General features: G+C 65.5%; 19 protein-coding genes. 10 read left to right on the forward strand and 9 right to left on the reverse strand.

The window, feature by feature from the left end; all coding sequences use genetic code 11:
- Positions 1-101: 101 nt before the first annotated feature.
- Positions 102-1,847 carry an acetolactate synthase 3 large subunit gene (locus ABWP09_RS06955; protein WP_353204421.1) on the reverse strand — a complete coding sequence of 582 codons (1,746 nt, stop codon included), beginning with the start codon at positions 1,845-1,847 and terminating at the stop codon, positions 102-104.
- Between the two features lie 82 nt (positions 1,848-1,929).
- On the reverse strand, positions 1,930-2,847 hold the full coding sequence (miaA, locus tag ABWP09_RS06960) for a tRNA (adenosine(37)-N6)-dimethylallyltransferase MiaA (protein ID WP_353204422.1): 918 nt from the start codon (positions 2,845-2,847) through the stop codon (positions 1,930-1,932).
- A gap of 114 nt (positions 2,848-2,961) precedes the next feature.
- On the opposite strand from miaA, the gene serB reads away from it, so the two are divergent.
- Positions 2,962-3,843 carry a phosphoserine phosphatase SerB gene (gene serB, locus ABWP09_RS06965; RefSeq protein ID WP_353204423.1) on the forward strand — a complete coding sequence of 294 codons (882 nt, stop codon included), beginning with the start codon at positions 2,962-2,964 and terminating at the stop codon, positions 3,841-3,843.
- A gap of 84 nt (positions 3,844-3,927) precedes the next feature.
- Here the strand turns inward: serB and ABWP09_RS06970 are convergent, their stop codons facing one another.
- The gene (locus tag ABWP09_RS06970) at positions 3,928-4,956 is read right to left on the reverse strand and encodes an SPOR domain-containing protein (RefSeq protein ID WP_353204424.1); all 1,029 of its coding nucleotides are present in this window, start codon (positions 4,954-4,956) and stop codon (positions 3,928-3,930) included.
- Positions 4,957-5,135: 179 nt separating this feature from the next.
- On the opposite strand from ABWP09_RS06970, the gene ABWP09_RS06975 reads away from it, so the two are divergent.
- Genes ABWP09_RS06975 through ABWP09_RS06985 form a run of 3 tightly spaced genes read left to right on the forward strand, consistent with a single transcriptional unit; the run spans position 5,136 to position 7,814 of the window.
- Positions 5,136-5,858, forward strand: a complete 723-nt coding sequence (locus ABWP09_RS06975) for an AAA family ATPase (protein WP_353204425.1) — start codon at positions 5,136-5,138, stop codon at positions 5,856-5,858.
- A 1-nt stretch (position 5,859) separates the two neighbouring features.
- Entirely contained in the window at positions 5,860-6,450 is a 591-nt protein-coding gene (locus ABWP09_RS06980; protein ID WP_353204426.1) for a hypothetical protein, read from the forward strand.
- Positions 6,451-6,473: 23 nt separating this feature from the next.
- Entirely contained in the window at positions 6,474-7,814 is a 1,341-nt protein-coding gene (locus tag ABWP09_RS06985; RefSeq protein ID WP_353204427.1) for an SPOR domain-containing protein, read from the forward strand.
- Here the strand turns inward: ABWP09_RS06985 and ABWP09_RS06990 are convergent.
- From ABWP09_RS06990 to ABWP09_RS07005, 4 genes are all read right to left on the reverse strand, one after another.
- The gene (locus ABWP09_RS06990; RefSeq protein ID WP_353204428.1) at positions 7,811-9,052 is read right to left on the reverse strand and encodes a dihydroorotase; all 1,242 of its coding nucleotides are present in this window, start codon (positions 9,050-9,052) and stop codon (positions 7,811-7,813) included. The genes ABWP09_RS06985 and ABWP09_RS06990 overlap by 4 nt on opposite strands.
- A complete protein-coding gene (locus ABWP09_RS06995; RefSeq protein WP_353204438.1) occupies positions 9,049-10,035 on the reverse strand; it encodes an aspartate carbamoyltransferase catalytic subunit in 987 nt (328 codons plus the stop codon). Before ABWP09_RS06995 ends, ABWP09_RS06990 begins: the two co-directional genes overlap by 4 nt.
- 50 nt (positions 10,036-10,085) lie before the next feature.
- Positions 10,086-10,550, reverse strand: coding sequence for a Holliday junction resolvase RuvX (gene ruvX, locus ABWP09_RS07000; protein ID WP_353204429.1), 465 nt, complete (start codon positions 10,548-10,550; stop codon positions 10,086-10,088).
- Positions 10,551-10,665: 115 nt separating this feature from the next.
- Complete coding sequence (locus ABWP09_RS07005) at positions 10,666-11,769, reverse strand: DUF3089 domain-containing protein (RefSeq protein WP_353204439.1); 1,104 nt, start codon at positions 11,767-11,769, stop codon at positions 10,666-10,668.
- Between the two features lie 135 nt (positions 11,770-11,904).
- On the opposite strand from ABWP09_RS07005, the gene ABWP09_RS07010 reads away from it, so the two are divergent.
- From ABWP09_RS07010 to gatB, 6 genes are all read left to right on the forward strand, one after another.
- On the forward strand, positions 11,905-13,698 hold the full coding sequence (locus ABWP09_RS07010) for a DUF4153 domain-containing protein (protein ID WP_353204430.1): 1,794 nt from the start codon (positions 11,905-11,907) through the stop codon (positions 13,696-13,698).
- A 49-nt stretch (positions 13,699-13,747) separates the two neighbouring features.
- Positions 13,748-14,050, forward strand: a complete 303-nt coding sequence (gene gatC, locus ABWP09_RS07015) for an Asp-tRNA(Asn)/Glu-tRNA(Gln) amidotransferase subunit GatC (RefSeq protein WP_353204431.1) — start codon at positions 13,748-13,750, stop codon at positions 14,048-14,050.
- Positions 14,051-14,161: 111 nt separating this feature from the next.
- Positions 14,162-15,646 (forward strand): Asp-tRNA(Asn)/Glu-tRNA(Gln) amidotransferase subunit GatA, encoded by a 1,485-nt coding sequence (gene gatA / locus ABWP09_RS07020; protein WP_353204432.1) that lies wholly within the window; start codon positions 14,162-14,164, stop codon positions 15,644-15,646.
- Between the two features lie 62 nt (positions 15,647-15,708).
- Positions 15,709-15,960 carry an AbrB/MazE/SpoVT family DNA-binding domain-containing protein gene (locus tag ABWP09_RS07025; RefSeq protein ID WP_353204433.1) on the forward strand — a complete coding sequence of 84 codons (252 nt, stop codon included), beginning with the start codon at positions 15,709-15,711 and terminating at the stop codon, positions 15,958-15,960.
- Positions 15,957-16,358: a type II toxin-antitoxin system VapC family toxin gene (locus tag ABWP09_RS07030; protein WP_353204434.1), complete on the forward strand. Its 402-nt coding sequence runs from the start codon at positions 15,957-15,959 to the stop codon at positions 16,356-16,358. The genes ABWP09_RS07025 and ABWP09_RS07030 overlap by 4 nt, the downstream gene beginning before the upstream one ends.
- The gene (gatB, locus tag ABWP09_RS07035) at positions 16,355-17,827 is read left to right on the forward strand and encodes an Asp-tRNA(Asn)/Glu-tRNA(Gln) amidotransferase subunit GatB (RefSeq protein ID WP_353204435.1); all 1,473 of its coding nucleotides are present in this window, start codon (positions 16,355-16,357) and stop codon (positions 17,825-17,827) included. Before ABWP09_RS07030 ends, gatB begins: the two co-directional genes overlap by 4 nt.
- Before the next feature lie 48 nt (positions 17,828-17,875).
- Here the strand turns inward: gatB and ABWP09_RS07040 are convergent, their stop codons facing one another.
- Together ABWP09_RS07040 and ABWP09_RS07045 are read right to left on the reverse strand one after the other, a co-directional pair.
- Positions 17,876-18,526, reverse strand: coding sequence for a hypothetical protein (locus tag ABWP09_RS07040; RefSeq protein ID WP_353204436.1), 651 nt, complete (start codon positions 18,524-18,526; stop codon positions 17,876-17,878).
- Between the two features lie 2 nt (positions 18,527-18,528).
- A partial coding sequence (locus ABWP09_RS07045) for a hypothetical protein (RefSeq protein WP_353204437.1) occupies positions 18,529-18,828 on the reverse strand: 300 nt, incomplete at its 5' end.

Genomic DNA, 18,828 nt, shown 5'->3' on the forward strand with positions numbered 1-18,828 from the left:
GCGCGGTGAAGAGGCCGGCGATCCGCGCGAGGATGCCGGGTTCGTTGTCGACCATCACGGCGAGCGTGTGGCGCGAGGCGGGGGCGGTGGTGATGTGCATGTTAAACCAGCGCCTTCGCTTCGTCGTCCATCTCGCCCGAGACTTCGCTCGATTGCAGGATCATGTCGGTATGCGCCGCGCCCGATGGGATCATCGGGAAGCAGTTCGCCAGCTTCGCCACGCGGCAATCGACGATCACCGGGCCGTCATGGTCGAGCATCGCGGCGATGCCGGTGTCGAGTTCCCCGATTGTGTTGATCCGGATGCCCTTCCACCCGTACGCCTCGCCCAACTTCACAAAGTCTGGCAGCGAATCGCTGTAACTCTCGGCATAACGGCTCGAATAGGTCAGTTCCTGCCACTGCCGGACCATCCCCATATATTCATTGTTGAGGATGAAGATCTTGACCGGCAGCCGGTATTGCGTCGCGGTCGCCAGTTCCTGAATGTTCATCTGGATCGACGCTTCGCCGGCAATGTCGATCACCAGCGCCTTGGGATTGCCAAGCTGCGCGCCGATTGCGGCGGGCAGGCCGTAGCCCATCGTGCCGAGCCCCCCGCTCGTCAGCCATTTGTTCGGGCCTTCGAAGCCGAAATGCTGCGCCGCCCACATCTGATGCTGGCCGACTTCGGTGGTGATGATCGGATTGCGCTTGTGCGTCGCTTCCCACAAGGCGCGGACCGCGCGTTGCGGCGCGATCTCCTCGGCGTTTTCGGTAAAATCGAGGCTCTTCACCGCGCGCCAGCCCGCAATCATCCGCCACCATTCGGCAAGATCGGGCTTGGGATGGCGCCGCGCCTTGAATACGCGGACCATGTCTTCGAGCGCATGGCCAACGTCCGCCACGATCGCGAGATCGACGCGGACGTTCTTGTTGATGCTCGACCGATCGATATCGACGTGGATCTTGCGGCTGAACGGCGAGAAGGCATCGAGCCGCCCGGTGACGCGGTCATCGAAGCGCGCGCCAAGGCACAGGATCAGATCGGCCTTGTTCATCGCCAGATTGGCTTCGTAGGTGCCGTGCATCCCGAGCATCCCGAGCCACTGCTCGCCGCTCGCGGGATAGGCACCCAGACCCATCAGCGTCGAGGTGACCGGCGCGCCGCTGATCCGCGCGAGTTCGCGCAGCAACTGGCTCGCCGCTGGCCCGGCATTGATGATCCCGCCGCCGGTGTAGAGAATCGGGCGCTCGGCCGCGGCGAGCATGTCCATCGCCGCCTCGATGCTCGGCTGATCGGCCTTGATTTGCGGGCGATAGGTTTTGTGGCGGATCGGGCCGGGCTTGGTGTAGCGCGCGGTCGCAACTTGCACGTCCTTGGGGATATCGATCACGACCGGGCCGGGGCGGCCCGAGGTGGCGATATAGAAGGCCTCGTGGATCGTCTCGCCGAGCCGCGCCGGGTCCTTCACCAGATAATTGTGCTTCGAACAGTGGCGCGTGATGCCGACGGTGTCGGCCTCCTGAAAGGCATCGGTGCCGATCAGCGCGGTCGGCACCTGGCCGGTGATGACCACCATCGGGATCGAGTCCATCAGCGCGTCGGTGATGCCGGTGACGGCGTTGGTGGCACCAGGGCCCGAGGTCACGAGCACCACACCGCACTTGCCGGTCGAACGCGCATAGCCCTCGGCCGCATGTGTCGCGGCTTGTTCGTGGCGGACGAGGATGTGCTTGATCCGCCCCGAGCGAAACAGTGCGTCATAGATCGGCAGCACCGCGCCACCGGGATAGCCGAACACGACCTCCACGCCGAGATCGCACAGCGCCTCGATCAGGATGTCTGCTCCGCTTTTCTCGCTCACGTCTCGTCTCCTTGCGCACCGCAGCCTGTAGCAGCGTTGGAGCGGTGCTGCTAGGGATACGAACTATGCGCGTCAAGCCATATCAACGTAACAATATGTCTATTTCGGCGATTAGATCAGTGTTTTCTATCTTCTTCGTCCGGTGCCAGCTCGGCGGGGGCTGATTGCGGAACCAGGTATATTGGCGTTTGGCATATTGCCGCGTGGCGAGGCGAGTGGCGGCGAGGGCTTGCGCTTGCGGCATTTCGCCCGCGAGCAGCGCGGCGATTTCCGGCACCCCGATCGCGCGGCGGATCGGGGCCGACGCCGCGATGTCGGTGCGGGCCAGCAGCACGCGCACTTCGTCGAGCGCGCCTTGCGCAAACATCGCGGCAGCGCGCGCGTCGCAGCGCGCCAATAGCCAATCGCGATCGGGCAGCAGGATGAGTGCGGCGAGCGCGATGCGATCCCCGATCCCGCCGCTCTTGGCCGCTTGCCAGTCGCGCAGCGTCCGCCTGGTCGAGCGCACCACCTCCAGCGCGCGGGCGACGCGCGTGGTGTCGGCCGCGGCGAGGCGCGCAGCGGCGTCGGGGTCGAGCAGGGCGAGCGCGGCGTGCGCTTCCGCCACCGGCAACGCGCGCACCGCGGCGCGGATCGCCGGGTCGATGTCGGGCACGGGCGCGATGCCGTCGAGCAGCGTACGCAGATAGAGCCCGGTGCCGCCGACCAGGACGGGCAGCTTGCCGGCAGCGTGCGCCGTGTCGATCTCCGCCCGCGCTTCCTCCGCCCAGCGCGCGGCGGAATAGCTTTCCGCGCCATCGATATGGCCGAACAGGCGGTGCGGGACGCGCGCTTCGTCCTCGGCGGTGGGCCGGGCGGTCAGCACTCGCAAGTCGCGATAGACTTGCGCCGAATCCGCATTGATCACGACCCCGTCATGCTTTTCCGCCACGGCACAGGCGAGCGCGGACTTGCCGCTGGCGGTCGGCCCTGCGATGAGCGCCACGTTCGGAAGCGTCACGCCCCAACCTCCGTTCGGCCCCGGACCTGATCCGGGGTTGTCGAAGCCCTGCCCAAGGCGGCGAAGAACGGCCCTTCGACAGGCTCAGGGCGAACGGAAGAAGGGGAAGATCGCGTGTTCATTGCGACGCTGATAGCATCGGATCACCTGAGCGCAGGCGATATTTCGGCGGGGATGGATCGGCTCGCGTCCAGCGGGTGCGCGCCGAGCGTGCACGGCTGGATCGACGCGGGGAAGGCGGCGGATATTCTGTTCGATGCCGGCCCGGATGCTGCGCGTACTGCGCTTGAAGGCGCGTTCACGGGCGTCGATATCGTCGTGCAAGCGGTTGCCGGCCGCGCGAAAAAGCTCCTCATCGCCGACATGGATTCGACGATGATCACGGTCGAGTGCATCGACGAACTCGCCGATTATGCCGGGATCAAGCCGCAGATCGCCGCGGTCACCGAAGCCGCGATGCGCGGCGAGCTCGATTTTGAGGCGGCGCTGGATGCGCGCGTGGCGCTGCTCGCGGGGCTGGAGGAAGCGGCGATCGAACGCTGTCTGGCCGAACGCGTTCAGATTATGCCCGGTGCGGTCGCGCTGATCGCGACGATGCGTGCGCGTGGCGCGACCGCCATTCTTGTGTCGGGCGGCTTCACGCGTTTTGCTGAGCCAGTCGCGGCGCAGATCGGCTTCCACCGTGCGATCGCCAACCGGCTGGAGATTGCCGACGGGTTGCTTTCCGGCACGGTCGCCAAGCCGATCGTCGGTTCCGATACCAAATTGCAGACGTTGCTCGCGGCGACCGCGGAACTCGGCCTGCTGCCGGAGGAGACGCTCGCGGTCGGCGATGGCGCGAACGATCTGGCGATGATCAAGGCCGCTGGGTTGGGCGTCGCATATCACGCAAAACCGATCGTCGCCGCCGCTGCCGCCGCGCGGATCGATCATGGCGATTTGACGGCCTTGCTCTACGCGCAGGGGATACCGCGGGCGGAATGGGTTACGAACTAACCCACGCTCGCGCTTCCCCGGCGAAGGCCGGGGCCGAGGCGCAAAGATTTCCGTAAACGAGCGCAACGCCAGCCAATAGATCGCTCACTCGCTCACCGGCACGCACGGTTTGACCGATCCGCATGCCGCTACCGCCGCCGCGCGCGATCCGTACGGTCCGACCAGCACGCGCGTAAGCGTGCCGCTTTTCACATAGGCGACGCTCGCGCCGGAAAAGTGCCCGCCGACCTGCCCCCACAGCTTTCGCGCATTGCCGGGCTCGCCGAACGCGCCGAGCTGCACGCGCCAGCCGCCGCGGCCGCTCGCGCTGGGAGGCGGTGCCGGGGTGCGGACGGCGACCACCTCTGGTGGCGATACGGCGCGTGGTTTGGGCGGGAGCGGTCGGATCGGGGGACGCTCGGGCCGCATGGCGACGATCTCCGGTCTGCGCTCGACGCTCGGGTCGTAATTCGACGGCGGCAAATCGGTCCCGCGCATCGCTGCCACGCTGCCTTGCCCCGAAATCTCGGGCGGCAATTGCGGGCGCTGCGCCTCGGCTTCATATTGCCGCGCCAGCACGAGTCCGGCCTGGCGCTGCTCGGTCGGAATCAGCGTGTCCATTTGCGCCTGCACTTCGGACGCGTGGGGCATCCCCGCAGCGGCCGAGCGCACCAACAGCGCATAGGCGCGCGGCCAGTCCTTCTCCACCCCGTCGCCGTTGAACAGCATCGTCCCCAACACGAGCTCGGCGCGCGGTTCGCCGCGCTTCACGGCTTTTTCGAGCCACGGCGCAGCGTCGGTGCGCTTGCCTTGCTCGAACAATACCAGGCCGTATTTCGCCTCAGCCTCGAAATGGCCCTGCAACGCGGCCTTGCGGAACCAGCTCTCGGCCATCGCGATATCGACCGGCACGCCGCGCCCCAGCGTATAGGCCTGGCCGAGGTTGAATTGCGCATCCGGATCGCCCGCGATTGCCGCCGGGCACCATTCCTCGACCGCCTTGCGATACTCGCCGCGACTATAGGCATCGACGCCCTGCTTTACGTCGGCGATGGCGGGGGCGACCCCCGGACCGACCGCCGTGGCAAGCCCACCCAAGGCGGCGAGCAGTCCAACCATTGTACGGCTTCGCATCGTCACTGTCCCGTCTCGCCCGTATACGTTGTCTGATAATGCCTTCTAACCCAAGTTTGGCAAAGACTTCGTTATCGATGCTCCTTCGAAAGGACGATCCCGACTGCCGATATTAACGGTTCCTTGACCCCTGGCATGCCATTTCAGGTCTTCGAGGGATGGGATTTTAAAGGGGCAACATGCGCGTTCTCGCGATGGCATCTCAAAAAGGCGGTTCGGGCAAGACGACCTTGTCCGGGCATCTTGCCGTGCAGGCGCAACTTGCCGGCGCGGGGCCGGTCGTGCTGATCGATATCGATCCGCAAGGCTCGCTGTCGGATTGGTGGAACGAGCGGAGCGCGGAATATCCGGCGTTTGCGCAGACCACGGTGGCGCGGCTCGCCGCCGATCTGGAGGTGCTGCGGCAGCAGGGTTTCCGGCTGGCGATGATCGATACCCCGCCCGCCATCACGATGGCGATCCAGAGTGTGATCGCGGTCGCCGAACTGATCGTCATCCCGACGCGCCCGTCACCGCACGATCTGCGTGCGGTCGGGGCCACGGTCGATCTGTGCGAACGCGCGGGCAAGCCGTTGCTGTTCGTCGTCAACGGCGCGACGCCCAAGGCGAGGATCACGTCCGAAGCCGCCGTTGCTTTGTCGCAGCATGGCACGGTCGCCCCGATTACGATCCACCATCGGACCGATTTCGCGTCGTCGATGATCGATGGGCGCACCGTCATGGAATGCGACGGCAACAGCAAGTCGGCACAGGAAGTCCGCGATTTGTGGACATACATTTCCGACCGGCTCGAAAAGAATTTCCGCCGCACCGTGTTTGCCGCGCCGAGCGCCGTCAACAACGGCTACGGTTCGCAGCGTCCTTCAGCAGGCGGTGGCTTCGGTCGCCGGGTGGTGAGCTGAGATGAGCATATCCGGCCAGCATAAGCCCACCGCATCGCTTTCTTCGACGCTGCTCGCCCGCAAGGGACAGGCCAAGCCCGCCATGCGGCCGCAAGGCTTTGGCGGGTTCGGCGCGTTTCATGGAGCCGGGGCCGAGGCGCAGGACGATCTCGGCTGGAACGACATGGGGCATCATGTCGAAGACCCACAGCCGGTTTATGTGCCGGTCCAGCCGGTCCCACCGGTGCTCGTCCAGCGCGAAGCGCTGCGCGAGGAATTCGCGATGCCAGCGCCGGTGCCGGTGGCGTATAAGCCTGCGCCGGAACCCAAGCTCGCCGCGCCGACCCCGACCCCGACCGTGATCAAGCCCGTTTCGGTTGCGACCGCTACGCGGATCGGGCGCGAGACGACCAAGAAGCACACCAAGACGCACGCCAAGTCCGCCTTTACGCTGCGGCTGGACCAGGATCGGCATTTGCGGCTGCGGCTGGCGAGTGCGCTGCACAATGCCTCGGCCCAGACACTGGTCACCGCGGCGCTCGACCAATTCCTGCAATCGCTGCCCGAAGTCGACGAGCTGGTTCGCCAGATCCCGACTCGGTCGGCACGCTGATTCACCGCGAGGGGATACCTACGATGAAGACCCGGTCCGCCATCACCTTCGGCCCCCTGACGCTGGGCCTGTCCGTCCTCGCGCTTGTCGGTACGATCGGCGCGGTCACCACCTCGACGCTGGCGGCGGCCAGTGCGCGCGAGCAGTCGCGCGCCGAGAAAAAGGGCGCCAGCGAAGCCAGCGCGGCGCAGATTGCGCTGGCGCAGCGCCAGACCGGATCGGCGATCCGCCATGCCGAGGCCGCCGTGGGGTATCAGCCGCAGGTCGTGTCGTACCGCATGACGCTTGGCCAAAGCTATCTCAAGGCCGGGCGCTTCGCCTCGGCACGCGACGCCTTTGCCGACGCGCTGACGCTCGATTCGAACAACGGCAAGGCAGCGCTCCATTTCGCGCTCGCACAGATCGCGACGGGCGATTGGGCGGGCGCACGGAAAACACTCGACGCGCATGCCGACACGATCGCGGTTGGCGATCGCGGGCTGGCAATGGCGCTGGCCGGCGATCCGGCTGCGGCGGTCGAACTGCTCGCGGTGGCGGCACGCGCGCCCGATGCGGACGCCAAGCTGCGGCAGAATTTCGCGCTTAGCCTCGCGCTCGCCGGTCGCTGGCGCGAAGCCCATACGGTGGTTGCGGTCGATCTCGCGCCCGTCGATACCGATAAGCGCATCCTCGAATGGGCGAACTTCGCCCAGCCCAAATCAGCGTCCGACCAAGTCGCCGCATTGCTCGGCGTGACGCCTGCGGTCGATCCAGGCCGCCCGGTCGCGCTCGCGCTCAACGCCAGCGGCGATACCGGCGCGTCGGCCGTCGCCGTTGCAGCGCCGATCGACACCTATATGCCGGGCAAGGCCGAAGCGGCTGCTGCGCCGGTCGAAGTGGCTGCGGTGTCTGAATCCGAGGCCGCGCCGGTCGGTCCGAGCATCGCCGGCGTGGTGTTTGCCGAGCGCAAGGAAGTGGTCCAGGCAGTCCCGGTGTTGGTCGCATACGCGCGCGTGACGCGCAAGGCCGTCGTCGCGCGCGTCGCTGTCGCCAAAGCCACGCCCGTGGCAGCCCCGCCGCGTGTGGCAGCCAAGGGCAATTTCTATGTTCAGCTCGGCGCCTATGACAATGCCGGGGTCGCACACGATGCCTGGGGCCGCGCAACGCGCCGCAATGTCGCATTTGCAGGCCATACCCCGCAGGGCATGAGCATCACGGCAGCAGGCAGGTCCTTCTATCGCTTGTCGGTCGGTGGTTTCGCACGCCCTGATGCGGTTGCTTTGTGCCGGACCTATCGCGTGAAAGGCGGAAACTGCTTTGTTCGGGCGGGCGCAGGCGATCAGGTTGCGATGTGGGCCAGGGGCCGCGAACTCGCGTCGCGTTAAAGGCGCGCCGGCACGGACAGCGCGGTGCCGCCCTTGAACAAGCGCCGCACCTTGCCCTGAACCGGCAGCCCATCGAAGGGCGTATTGCCGGCCCGCGCAAGAAACCTGTCGCCATTGATCTGCCACGGTGTGTCCTGGTCGATCAGCACGAGATCGGCGGGGGCTCCGGGCATCAGCGTTCCGGCTTCTACCCCAAGGACCGATGCAGGGTTGGCGGCGAGCAGCATGAACAGCCGTTGCAAGTCGATCGTCTCGTCGCGCACCAGCCCCAGCCCGAAGGCGAGCAACGTCTCCGCCCCCGCCATGCCCGATGTCGAATCGGCGAACGGAAGACGTTTTTCCTCCGGTCCGCGCGGATCATGCGCGGAACACAGCACATCGATCGTCCCGTCGGCCAGCGCGCCGATCGCGGCCTGACGGTCGCTTTCCGCGCGTAGCGGTGGTGAGAGATGCGCGAAGGTGCGGAAATCGCTCATCGCAATATCCGACAGCAACAGATGTGCGGGTGTGATCCCGCACGTCACGCGCACGCCGCGTCGTTTTGCCGCGCGCACCAGATCAAACCCCGCCGCCGTCGTCACCTGGCGGAAATGGAGCGCAGCGCCGGTTTCCTCGGCGAGCATGACATCACGGGCGATGGCGAGCGCCTCGGCGATTGCGGGGGCCGATGGCAAGCCCATCCGCGTTGCGGTCTCCCCCGCTGTCGCAACCGCGCCTGCGGTTACGCCGGCATCCTCGGCATGGGCGATGACGGTCAGGCCAAGGTCCCCGGCATAGGCCAGCACCTTGCGCATCACCCCCGAATCGGCAATCCAGCCAGCACCGGTTCCGATCGCGCGCGCGCCCGCGTCGCGGTTGATCGCCATCTCGGCCAGGTCTTTGCCTGCCAGCCCGCGCGTTGCGGCGGCAATCGGGTGAATCCACAAACCCGGCCGCCCGATCAGCGCGGCGCGCTGCACGACGCCGGGATCGTCGAGCACCGGTGACTGGTCGGGCATCAGCCCGACGCGGACAATCCCGCCGGCATGAAAGGCAGGCGCATCGATCGCGAATACGCCGAGATCGACGATCGCGGGGGCAAGCACCTGGCCGCCGCACGCAATTACCTCCGCGCCTTTAGGAATCTCGATCACGCCCGTGGCGACGATGCGGTCGTCTTCGACCAGCATTCCGCCGCGCGCGACGCCCGCGACCGGACAGACCAGCAGCGCGTCGGTAAGGGCGAGCATCCGGCTCATGCCCAGCCCGCCACGCCGCGCGAGCGCCGCGTCAGCACGTCGAGGCACGCCATCCGCACGGCGACGCCCATCTCGACTTGTTCGGTAATTGCCGAGCGCGCGTGATCGGCGACGTTCGAATCGATTTCGACCCCGCGGTTCATCGGTCCGGGATGCATCACCAGCGCATCGGGTACGGCGCGCTCAAGCCGGGCGAGCGTCAGGCCGTAGCGGAGGTGAAATTCGCGGTTAGAGGGGACGAACCCGCCGTTCATCCGCTCGCTCTGCAAGCGCAGCATCATCACCACATCTGCCCCGTCCAGCGCCTTGTCGAAATCGGTGAAGGGCGTCACGCCCATCCGCTCGATCCCGGCGGGCATCAGCGTTGCGGGCGCACACACCCGCACTTCGGCGGCAAGCGCGGTGAGTGCGAGGATGTTCGACCGCGCCACCCGGCTGTGCAGCAAATCGCCGCAAATCACCACGCGTTGCCCGGCGATGCGCCCGCGCCGTCGCCGGATCGTCAGCGCGTCGAGCAAGGCTTGCGTCGGGTGCTCATGTTGCCCGTCGCCGGCATTGAGCACCGGGCAATCGACCTTGTCGGCAATCAACCGCACTGCGCCCGAACTCATATGCCGGATCACGATCGCATCGGCGCGCATGGCGTTGAGCGTCATCGCCGTGTCGATCAGCGTTTCGCCTTTTTTCACAGAGCTTTGGGCGGCGTGCATGTTGACGACATCGGCGCCGAGCCGCTTGCCGGCAATTTCGAACGACAACAGCGTCCGCGTTGAGTTTTCAAAAAAGGCGTTGATCAGCGTCAGCCCGCCGAGCCGCTTGTCGGCAATTGCCCGCGTCCGGTTCGCCGCGACCCAGCCATCGGCTTCGTCGAGCAGGAACAGGATTTCGTGGGGCTGTAATCCCTCGATGCCGGTGAGGTGGCGATGCGGGAAGACGGCGCGGCCCGGGATCAGCGAGGCGGGGCGGTGATCGGAGGGTTGCATCAAGTCTGCCGCCTAGCGTGGTGCCTGCATGGTGGCAAGTTGACGACGGTCTAAATCGCCACCAGCGCATCGATGGCGCCTTGCAGGATGTAGGCGGCGGCCATCTTGTCGACCAGCTCGGCGCGTTTCGCCCGACTGGCATCCTGTTCGATCAGCGTGCGCGTGACCGCAACGGTCGACCAGCGTTCGTCTTGCAGGAAGATCGGCAGACCGAGATCGGCCATGTTGCGCGCAAAGGCGCGGCTCGATTGGCTCCGCGGGCTCTCGCTGCCGTCGGTGAGGTTGAGCGGCAAGCCGATGACGATGCCCTTCACCTGCTGCGCCGCGATCAGCTCGGCGAGCGCGACCTTGTCCTTCTGGAACTTGGTGCGGCGAATCAGCAGGGCCGGGGAGGCGAAGCTCCATCCGGCATCGCACAGCGCAGTCCCGATCGTCTTGGTCCCGACATCGAGCCCGATCAGCCGGCCGCCATCGGGCAGGGCGGTGCGGAATTCGGCGCGGTCGGTGGTGATCATCCCGTTACTTCCGTTCGTGCTGAGCTTGTCGAAGCACACCTCGCCTTATGCGGCCGGCCCGCGCGCGGAGCGGTGCCCTTCGACAGGCTCAGGGCGAACGGGGGTGGGGTTGGGATCATTTGCGGCTGAATATCGCCAGACGCCGCGCGGCATCGGCGCGGACGTTCGCCCAGAACAAGCTGTAATCATAGACGTGGTAATTGTTGCCCGGCAGCACGTAGCTACCGAGCGAAGGCGGTTCGCCGATCAGCAACAGCCCGCGCGGATCGCAGCGCGCGGGGACGCGCTTCGCTTCGATTGTCGCACTGCCGAGGTCAGCGGCGGGGTAGAGCGTGCCGAGATTTACGTCAGCGGGCGCGGCGGCATCGGGCGTTCCGGTCAGCGGGTTGGTGCAGACCATCGGCGTGCCGCGGCGCGGTTTGCCGTCCACGCCGCTGCTCGCAGCATAGGCATCGAGCACCAGCGACGGTTCGGCCGGCTCGGCGAAGCTCTGCCACGACAGCAGGCATCCGGCCTGATCCGCTGTCTTGCATTCGGGCAAGCCCAAAGCGGGCAGATCGACGCTGCGTGACACCGGCCAGCCGACGACATAGGCCGCGACCACGCGCTTCGCGAGCGGCGTGCCCGCGACCTTTTCGCGCAGCAGCCGGAGCAGGTGCAGCGCGCCCTGGCTATGCCCGGCAAGGATGATCGGCCGGTCGCCGGCTTGCGCGACGAACGCATCGAACGCCGCCGCCACATCGCCATAAGCGAGGTTCAGCGCCTTGGCGGCATTGCCGTCGGTCGTCAGGAACGCGCCGAAGGTCGCCTGACGATAGCGCGGTGCCCAGATCGCGCCTGCTTCGTTGAAGGCACTCGCCTGCGCGCGCAGGAACAGGGCCGCGCGGTCGTTCGCCTCCTGATTGTCGAGCGGTGCGTTCCAGTGCGTGCGCTCAAAGAACGAGGTTGGGTGGATGAAGAACACCGCTGCTTGCGGCGCGGCACCGGCTTTGTAACCAGCGGGGGTCCAGAGCGCGGGATTGCCCGGCTTGTCGGGCCGCGCGAGCCACATTTTGGCGTCGCGGTACGCGTCGGCGGGTTGCGCGGGGAGCGGTTCGAACTGCGCGGTTGGCACCGTTGCGATTGCGAGCAATTCCTTGCCCCAGATCCGATAGGCGAACGCCCCGGCGATCGTCAGCACAATCAAGATCGCCACGAGATAGATAAATTTGCGCGCCACGGGACGGGTCATCTCCTCCGGCCGGTCGGCACAACAGGTGCAGCGGCGGTGCGATTTCCGTGCAGCAGGATCGCGGCGCTTGCAATCGGCTTCGCGGGCGGGTTCCTGTCGCATGGGCAGCAGGGGGACCGAACAATGGACGAATCGCATGACGTCGCGCCCGATCAGGCTGGCTGGCGATTGCGGCCACCGCTGCTCGCGCTCATCGGCGCGCTCGGCGCGCTGGCGGTGCAGCAACTGCTCGACCAAGGCCGCTCGGCGACGTTCACCTATATCGAACCCGCAGAGTGGCGAATCGCGACGGCCACCGCGATCGGCACCGGCGCGGGTGCGCTCGGTTTCGGAATGGAGCGGAATCGCTGGTGGTGGGCGGTGCTGTTTGCAGGCGCGGTCGGCGCGCTTGCCGGACTGATCTTCTATTGGAACGGCGGCGGTTGGCGGGTGTGGAGCGATTGGCACACCGCCAGCCTGTTCCTCGCCATCGCGATCGCCGTGCCGCTGTTCCAGACCGCGCGCGATCAGGGCGGGTGGCGTTTTCCCTGCGCCGAGGTCCATGGCCATGCCTGGACCAATGTCGTCTTGTGGTGCGCGTGCTGGCTGTTCGTGGGCGTGGAGTTTGCGCTCGCCTGGCTGCTCGCGGCGCTGTTCGACCTGATCGGGCTGCATTTCCTGCGCGATTTGCTCCAGCATAATTGGTTCATCGCGCTGTTGTTCGGTGGCGGGTTCGGCGTGGCGCTCGGGTTGCTGCGCGAGCGTGACACGGTGGTGCGCTTGCTCCAGCGCGTGGTGACGGCGGTGTTGGCGGTGCTCGCGCCGGTGCTGGGTGCAGGGTTGTTGATCTTCCTGGTTTCGCTGCCGTTCACCGGGCTGCACGCGCTGTGGGACGCGACCAAATCGACCACGCCGATCCTGCTCAGCTGCGTCATCGGCGCGCTGATTCTTGCCAATGCGGTGATCGGCAATGGCGAGGAGGAGGAGGCGACCAACCCCGTCCTGCGCCTCGGTGCGATGGCGCTGGCCGTCGCGATGTTCCCGCTCGCGGTGGTGGCGGCGAACGCGACGGGATTGCGGATCAGCCAATATGGCCTGACACCCGACCGGCTGTGGGCGGTGGTGTTCGTCGCCTTGGCGAGCGCTTACGGCGTTGCCTATTTGCTTGCGGTAGCCCGTGCGCGGGGCCGCTGGGCCGAGTTGGCGCGGGTGAGCAATTTGCGCCTGGCCTTCGTGGTGGTGGCGCTTGGCCTGTTTCTCGCCACGCCGATTCTCAGCTTCAACGCGCTGTCGACTGCGGATCAGCTCGCCCGACTCGAATCGGGCAAGACTGCGCCCGAGAAATTCGACTGGGCCGCGCTGGCGTTCGATTTCGGCGAGTCCGGCAAGGCCGCGCTGAAACGGCTGGCGGGTTCGAAGAACGCGACTGTGGCGGCGCGGGCGAAGGACGTGGCGAAGAAAAATAGCCGCTGGGATGTCGCGTCGATCAACCAGACGGAAAACGAAGCAGATTTCTTAGCAAAAAGGTTGCGCGTATTGCCCGCCGCAATCCCGGTACCGCTCGAATTGCGCAAGTTGCTCGCGAATTACGACGGTTGCGGCACTAATCGTAACGATCGCTGCACCATCCTTTATTCGGCAAGCTCGACCGAGGCCATCGCGATCCCGCAATCCTGCATCGATAAAAATGCGCAGGATCCGGCGGGCAAGAATAGTGGCAGCGGCTTCGTCGCGCGCGCTTGGGACGGGTGCGGACCCGTGCGATACAGGCTGATTGCCGGAAATTGGGGGAAAGTGGAGGGGCCGGTCGCTCCGCTCGCCCCCGCCGAGCGCGCTGCGCTCAAGGCTGGGGACGCAGCGGGCAAGGTCGAAATCCGCCCCGTACCCGCGCGCCGCGTGTTTATTGGCGGCGTTCCGATCGGCGATCCGTTCGAATAGGGCGCGGCCAAGGTTGCATCGGGCGCTCCCGCTCTGCTAGCCGCGTCTCATGCCAGTCACCATCGCCACCGTCACCAAGATTGCGAGCCTCGCTCGCATCGCCATCACCGAGGAAGAGGCCGCGCGGATTGCGCCGGAGCTCGACAATATCATGGGCTGGATCGAGCAATTGGGCGAGGTCGATACGACCGACGTCGCGCCGATGATGGCGGTGATCCCCAACCATCTCCGGCTGCGCGACGATGTCGTCAACGCCGATCCGCTGACCGGGGGCGGCATCCGCGATGCGATCCTGGCGAACGCGCCGCAGGGCGAGCACGGCTTCTTCACCGTACCGAAGGTGATCGAGTGATGCCCGCCACGCCCCCCGTTCGTCCTGAGCTTGTCGAAGGACTGTTCTTCCTACGCGCGATTTCTAGAAAAGGCAGGGCTTCGACACGCTCAGCCCGAACGGACGTTTGATATGACCGACCTGACCGATCTCGGCGTAGCTGCCATCCGTGACGGCGTTCGCGCGGGCACCTTCTCGGCGCGCGAAGTGGCTGAGGGCTTCATCGCCAACGTGTCCAGCGCCAAGGCGCTCAACGCGTTTCTGGTCGAGACGCCCGAGCACGCGCTTGCCGCCGCCGATGCCGCCGATGCCGCGCGCGCGGCGGGCGAGACGCTCAAACCGCTGGCCGGCGTGCCGATCGGCATGAAGGATTTGTTCTGCACCAAGGGCGTGCCCGCGACCGCCGCGAGTCTGATCCTCGAGGGCTTCACGCCGCCGTACGAATCGACCGTCTCCGCCAATTTGTGGGCGGCGGGGGCGGGGATGCTCGGCAAGCTCAACATGGACCAGTTCGCGATGGGATCGTCGAACGAGACGAGCGCGTTCGGCAATGTCATTTCGCCGTGGCGGCGGAGCGACGGCGGCAATGCGCCGCTCGCGCCCGGTGGGTCTTCGGGCGGCTCGTCCGCTGCGATCGCCGCGCGACTGTGCCCGGCGGCGACCGGCACCGATACCGGCGGATCGATCCGCCAGCCGGCCGCCTTCACCGGGATCAGCGGGATCAAGCCGACCTATGGCCGCTGCTCACGCTGGGGCACGATCGCCTTTGCCTCGTCGCTCGATCAGGCCGGCGCCATGGCGCGCAACGTGCGCGACTGCGCGATCATGCTCGAGGCGATGGCCGGCTTCGACGCCAAGGACGGGACCTCGCTCGATCTGGCCGTGCCGCAGTGGGAAGCTGGATTGTCGGGCGATCTGAAGGGCAAGCGCGTCGGGATTCCCAGGGAATATCGCGTCGACGCCATGCCGCCCGAGATCGAAGCCTTGTGGCAGCAGGGGATTGACTGGCTGAAGGATGCCGGGGCCGAAATCGTCGACGTCTCACTGCCGCACACCAAATACGCGCTGCCGGCCTATTACATCATCGCGCCGGCCGAAGCCTCGTCCAACCTCGCGCGCTATGATGGCGTGCGCTATGGCCTGCGCGATCTGCCCGAGGGGGCGGGGTTGCAGGACATGTACGCGGCGACCCGCGCCGCCGGTTTCGGCGACGAGGTCAAGCGCCGCATCATGATCGGGACATATGTCCTGTCGGCAGGGTTTTACGACGCATACTTCACACAGGCTTCGAAGGTGCGCACGTTGATCGCGCGCGATTTCGAACAGGCGTGGGCGAAATGCGATCTGCTGCTGACGCCGACCGCACCGTCTGCGGCGTTCGCGCTGGGCGAGAAGTCGGCCGATCCGATTGCGATGTATTTGAACGATGTGTTTACCGTGCCGTCGTCGCTGGCGGGTCTTCCCGCGATGTCGGTGCCGGGCGGGCTCGACGGGCAGGGACTGCCGCTCGGTTTGCAGATCATCGGCAAGCCGCTTGATGAGCAGGCGGTGCTGAATGCCGGGCTGGCGCTGGAGGAGCGCGCGGGGTTCACCGCGCGCGCCGAGGCTTGGTGGTGATGCGCACGCTGGACGGTGTCGGGCGGAGCCTGTAAGAACGACACATGGGAAAGCAGAGCCGCATGACGGTTGAAGGATTGGTGACGATCCCGAGCGATGTTCGCGACACGCTAGATCTGCGTCCGGGCGATCTGGTGGCATTTGAGCAGATCGACGGCAGTATTCGTATGTTGAAGGGGATCGAAGCGGAGCGTCCCAGTTTCGACGACCGGTTGGCCCGTGCCCGCGCGCTGGCAAACCCCCTGCCACTTGGCATGACGACGGATGAGTATATGTCGTGGATCCGCGAGCCTGTGCCGCCCTACGACGCATGATTTTCGTCGATAGCAACGTCGTCATCGACCTGATCGAGGATGGGGAATGGACGCCATGGTCAAAGCGGATGCTGTCGGACAGCCGCGTTGCGTTGGTTGCAAATCTCATCGTCTTTGCTGAGGTCGCGCGGACGTTTCCCTCCGCAGATGCCGTCGGGATATTCTTGCACGAACTCGGTATCGGTCTTGATCCGATTACGCCGACAATCGCGTATCAGGCGGGGCATGCGAACGTGGCATACCGCCTGGCGGGCGGCCGCCATAAAGCAATCCTGGCTGATTTTATGATCGGCGCCCACGCAGCAGCACTGGGCGCGACGCTTGTAACACGCGATAGGCGGCGCTTTGCCACCTACCTCCCCGATCTTCCCCTCATCACGCCCGAGACACATCCATGACAACCTCCCCCTACACCATCCGCGGCGAAACCGGCGATTGGGAGGTCGTGGTCGGCCTCGAAGTCCATGCGCAGGTCACCTCCAACGCCAAGTTGTTCTCAGGCGCGGCAACCGCCTTCGGGGCCGAGCCGAACACGCAGGTCAGCCTGATCGACGCCGCGATGCCGGGGATGCTGCCCGTGCCCAACCGCGAGTGTATCCGTCAGGCGGTGCGCACTGGCATGGCGATCGATGCGCAGATCAACCGCTGGTCGCGCTTTGACCGCAAGAATTACTTCTATGCCGATCTGCCGCAGGGTTATCAGATCAGCCAGCTGTTCCACCCAATCGTCGGCGAAGGCCATGTCGACATCAGCCTCGACGACAAGAATCCCGATGCGCACGGTAAGCGCATCGGTGTCGAGCGGATCCATGTCGAGCAGGATGCGGGCAAATTGATGCACGATCAGCATCCGACGCGCTCTTATGTCGATCTCAACCGCTGTGGCGTCGCGCTGATGGAAATCGTCAGCAAGCCCGATCTGACCTCGCCCGCCGAGACCGGGGCGTATCTGCGCAAGTTGCGGTCGATCCTGCGCTATGTCGGGTCGTGCGACGGCAATATGGAAGAAGGATCGATGCGCGCCGACGTCAATGTCAGCGTGCGCAAGGCAGGCGACCCGCTCGGCACGCGGACCGAGACCAAGAACGTCAATTCGGTACGTTTCGTTATGGCCGTGGTCGAGCAGGAGGCCAAGCGCCAGGTCGAGGTGATCGAAAGCGGCGGCCGGATTGTCCAGGAAACGCGGCTGTACGACCCCGACCGCAACGAAACGCGGTCGATGCGCTCGAAGGAAGATGCGCATGATTACCGCTACTTCCCCGATCCCGATCTGTTGCCGCTCGAGCTCGACGAGGCGTTCCTCGCCGAATGCCGCGCGAGCTTGCCCGAACTGCCCGACGCCAAGCGCGCGCGCTACGAAGCGCTCGGCATCACGTCTTATGCCGCCGCGGTGATGACCGCCGAGGTCGAGGCGGCGCGGTGGTTCGACGCACTGCTCGACACCGGCGCTGCGCCGGTTGCCGCCGCCAATTGGACGACCTCCGAACTGTTCGGCGCGCTCAACCGCACCGGGTGGGACATCGAAAATTCGCCGGTCAGCCCGGATCAGGCGGCCGAATTGCTCGGTCTGATTGCCGACGGGACGCTGTCGAACACGCTGGCCAAACAGGTGTTCGAAATCATGCTCGAAACCGGGCAGGGCGCAGGCGCGGTGGTTGCGGAAAAGGGCCTCAAGCAGACCAGCGACACTGGCGAAATCGAACGCGTCATCGCCGAGGTGATGGCGGCGAACGCCGACAAGGTCGCCGATTATCGCGGCGGCAAGGACAAGCTCTTCGGCTTCTTCGTCGGACAGACGATGAAGGCGATGGGCGGCAAGGCGAATCCGGGGGTGGTTAATGAGGTGCTGAAGAAGGTGTTGGGGTAAGCCGGCAGTCGGGAGCCAGGAGAAAATCTCCGGCTCCCGCGCTATCGATCAGCTTGTCTTCGTTGTCATCGCCTTGCGGGCGTTGGACGCATATTCCTCGAAATTCTTGTTAAAAACGGAAACCAATTCGTTGAGGGCGGCGGTCGCGTCTTCGCCCTCCTTCGCCGGGAACAGCTTTAACCCATTTCCGCCCCAGGCCTTATATTCATAGTCGATTTTCTGGTCGTTTCCGAAGTCGCGCAACATGAACAGCGTGCGAAGCGAGCGGCCGTAAATCGCCGCCTTTTGATAAAAAACATCGGCAACGATCAATTCGGAATAGCATGCGGCGGTCGAATCCGACCGGCGCGTCTTGACCTTGTTCATGGTCTTGCGTTCGAGCGGCTGTTCATGCCGCACGATGATCGTTCCTTGCGGGCGATTGAGCAGCTCAACCAGCTTGAGCGACTGGAGCGCGTCAAGCTGCGACGGGCTATCGAGCGCGCTCGCCATCTGTGCCTTGTTGCTTGCATCCTTGCCGCTGTGAAGCGCCGCATCGATTAGCCCGCCCCCCAGCAGTCCGGTCGTAACCGAATTCATGCGCTCCGCAGGCCAGATATGCAGCTCGCACGGCGCGGATTGCGCCATGGCCTGGCCGGATACGGAAACCGCAAAACAGGCGGCTGTTGCAGCGAAAAGCGACCGGATCGAGAACATCAAAATTACTCCTTGCCTGTGGTCGGTGATTGAGGACGGGTCGTTTGCTTTACGGCGAGCGCCGCAAAGGTCTGGAGATTGTGCGCGAACGCTTTGAGCAATTCGTTTTTGGCCGCCTCGGTCATCACCGGCGGATCGAGCGAGAAGAGCTCGAGTTTCGTTTCCACCAGCGTCGCAAAGCTTCGCATCGCTCGTTCCGAAGCGCCGAAATTCCGATATCGCAGAAACGATTTGAGCTTGCGACCGCGGGTATATTCGCGGGAGTAAATCAGGTCGTCGACCACCAAGTCGGCATAGCATGTCGC

Source organism: Sphingomonas sp. (assembly GCF_040398505.1).
Taxonomy (GTDB): domain Bacteria; phylum Pseudomonadota; class Alphaproteobacteria; order Sphingomonadales; family Sphingomonadaceae; genus Sphingomonas.

Bases quoted from the DNA above. Each gene is read 5' to 3' on its own strand.
- gatA (WP_353204432.1), top strand. From the start codon at position 14,162: ATGACCGACCTGACCGATCTCGGCGTAGCTGCCATCCGTGACGGCGTT.
- gatB (WP_353204435.1), top strand. From the start codon at position 16,355: ATGACAACCTCCCCCTACACCATCCGCGGCGAAACCGGCGATTGGGAG.
- ABWP09_RS06985 (WP_353204427.1), top strand. From the start codon at position 6,474: ATGAAGACCCGGTCCGCCATCACCTTCGGCCCCCTGACGCTGGGCCTG.
- ABWP09_RS06990 (WP_353204428.1), bottom strand. From the start codon at position 9,052: ATGAGCCGGATGCTCGCCCTTACCGACGCGCTGCTGGTCTGTCCGGTC.
- ABWP09_RS06995 (WP_353204438.1), bottom strand. From the start codon at position 10,035: ATGCAACCCTCCGATCACCGCCCCGCCTCGCTGATCCCGGGCCGCGCC.
- ABWP09_RS06970 (WP_353204424.1), bottom strand. From the start codon at position 4,956: ATGCGAAGCCGTACAATGGTTGGACTGCTCGCCGCCTTGGGTGGGCTT.
- ABWP09_RS07025 (WP_353204433.1), top strand. From the start codon at position 15,709: ATGACGGTTGAAGGATTGGTGACGATCCCGAGCGATGTTCGCGACACG.
- ABWP09_RS07030 (WP_353204434.1), top strand. From the start codon at position 15,957: ATGATTTTCGTCGATAGCAACGTCGTCATCGACCTGATCGAGGATGGG.
- ABWP09_RS07010 (WP_353204430.1), top strand. From the start codon at position 11,905: ATGGACGAATCGCATGACGTCGCGCCCGATCAGGCTGGCTGGCGATTG.
- ABWP09_RS06980 (WP_353204426.1), top strand. From the start codon at position 5,860: ATGAGCATATCCGGCCAGCATAAGCCCACCGCATCGCTTTCTTCGACG.
- gatC (WP_353204431.1), top strand. From the start codon at position 13,748: ATGCCAGTCACCATCGCCACCGTCACCAAGATTGCGAGCCTCGCTCGC.
- ABWP09_RS06975 (WP_353204425.1), top strand. From the start codon at position 5,136: ATGCGCGTTCTCGCGATGGCATCTCAAAAAGGCGGTTCGGGCAAGACG.
- ruvX (WP_353204429.1), bottom strand. From the start codon at position 10,550: ATGATCACCACCGACCGCGCCGAATTCCGCACCGCCCTGCCCGATGGC.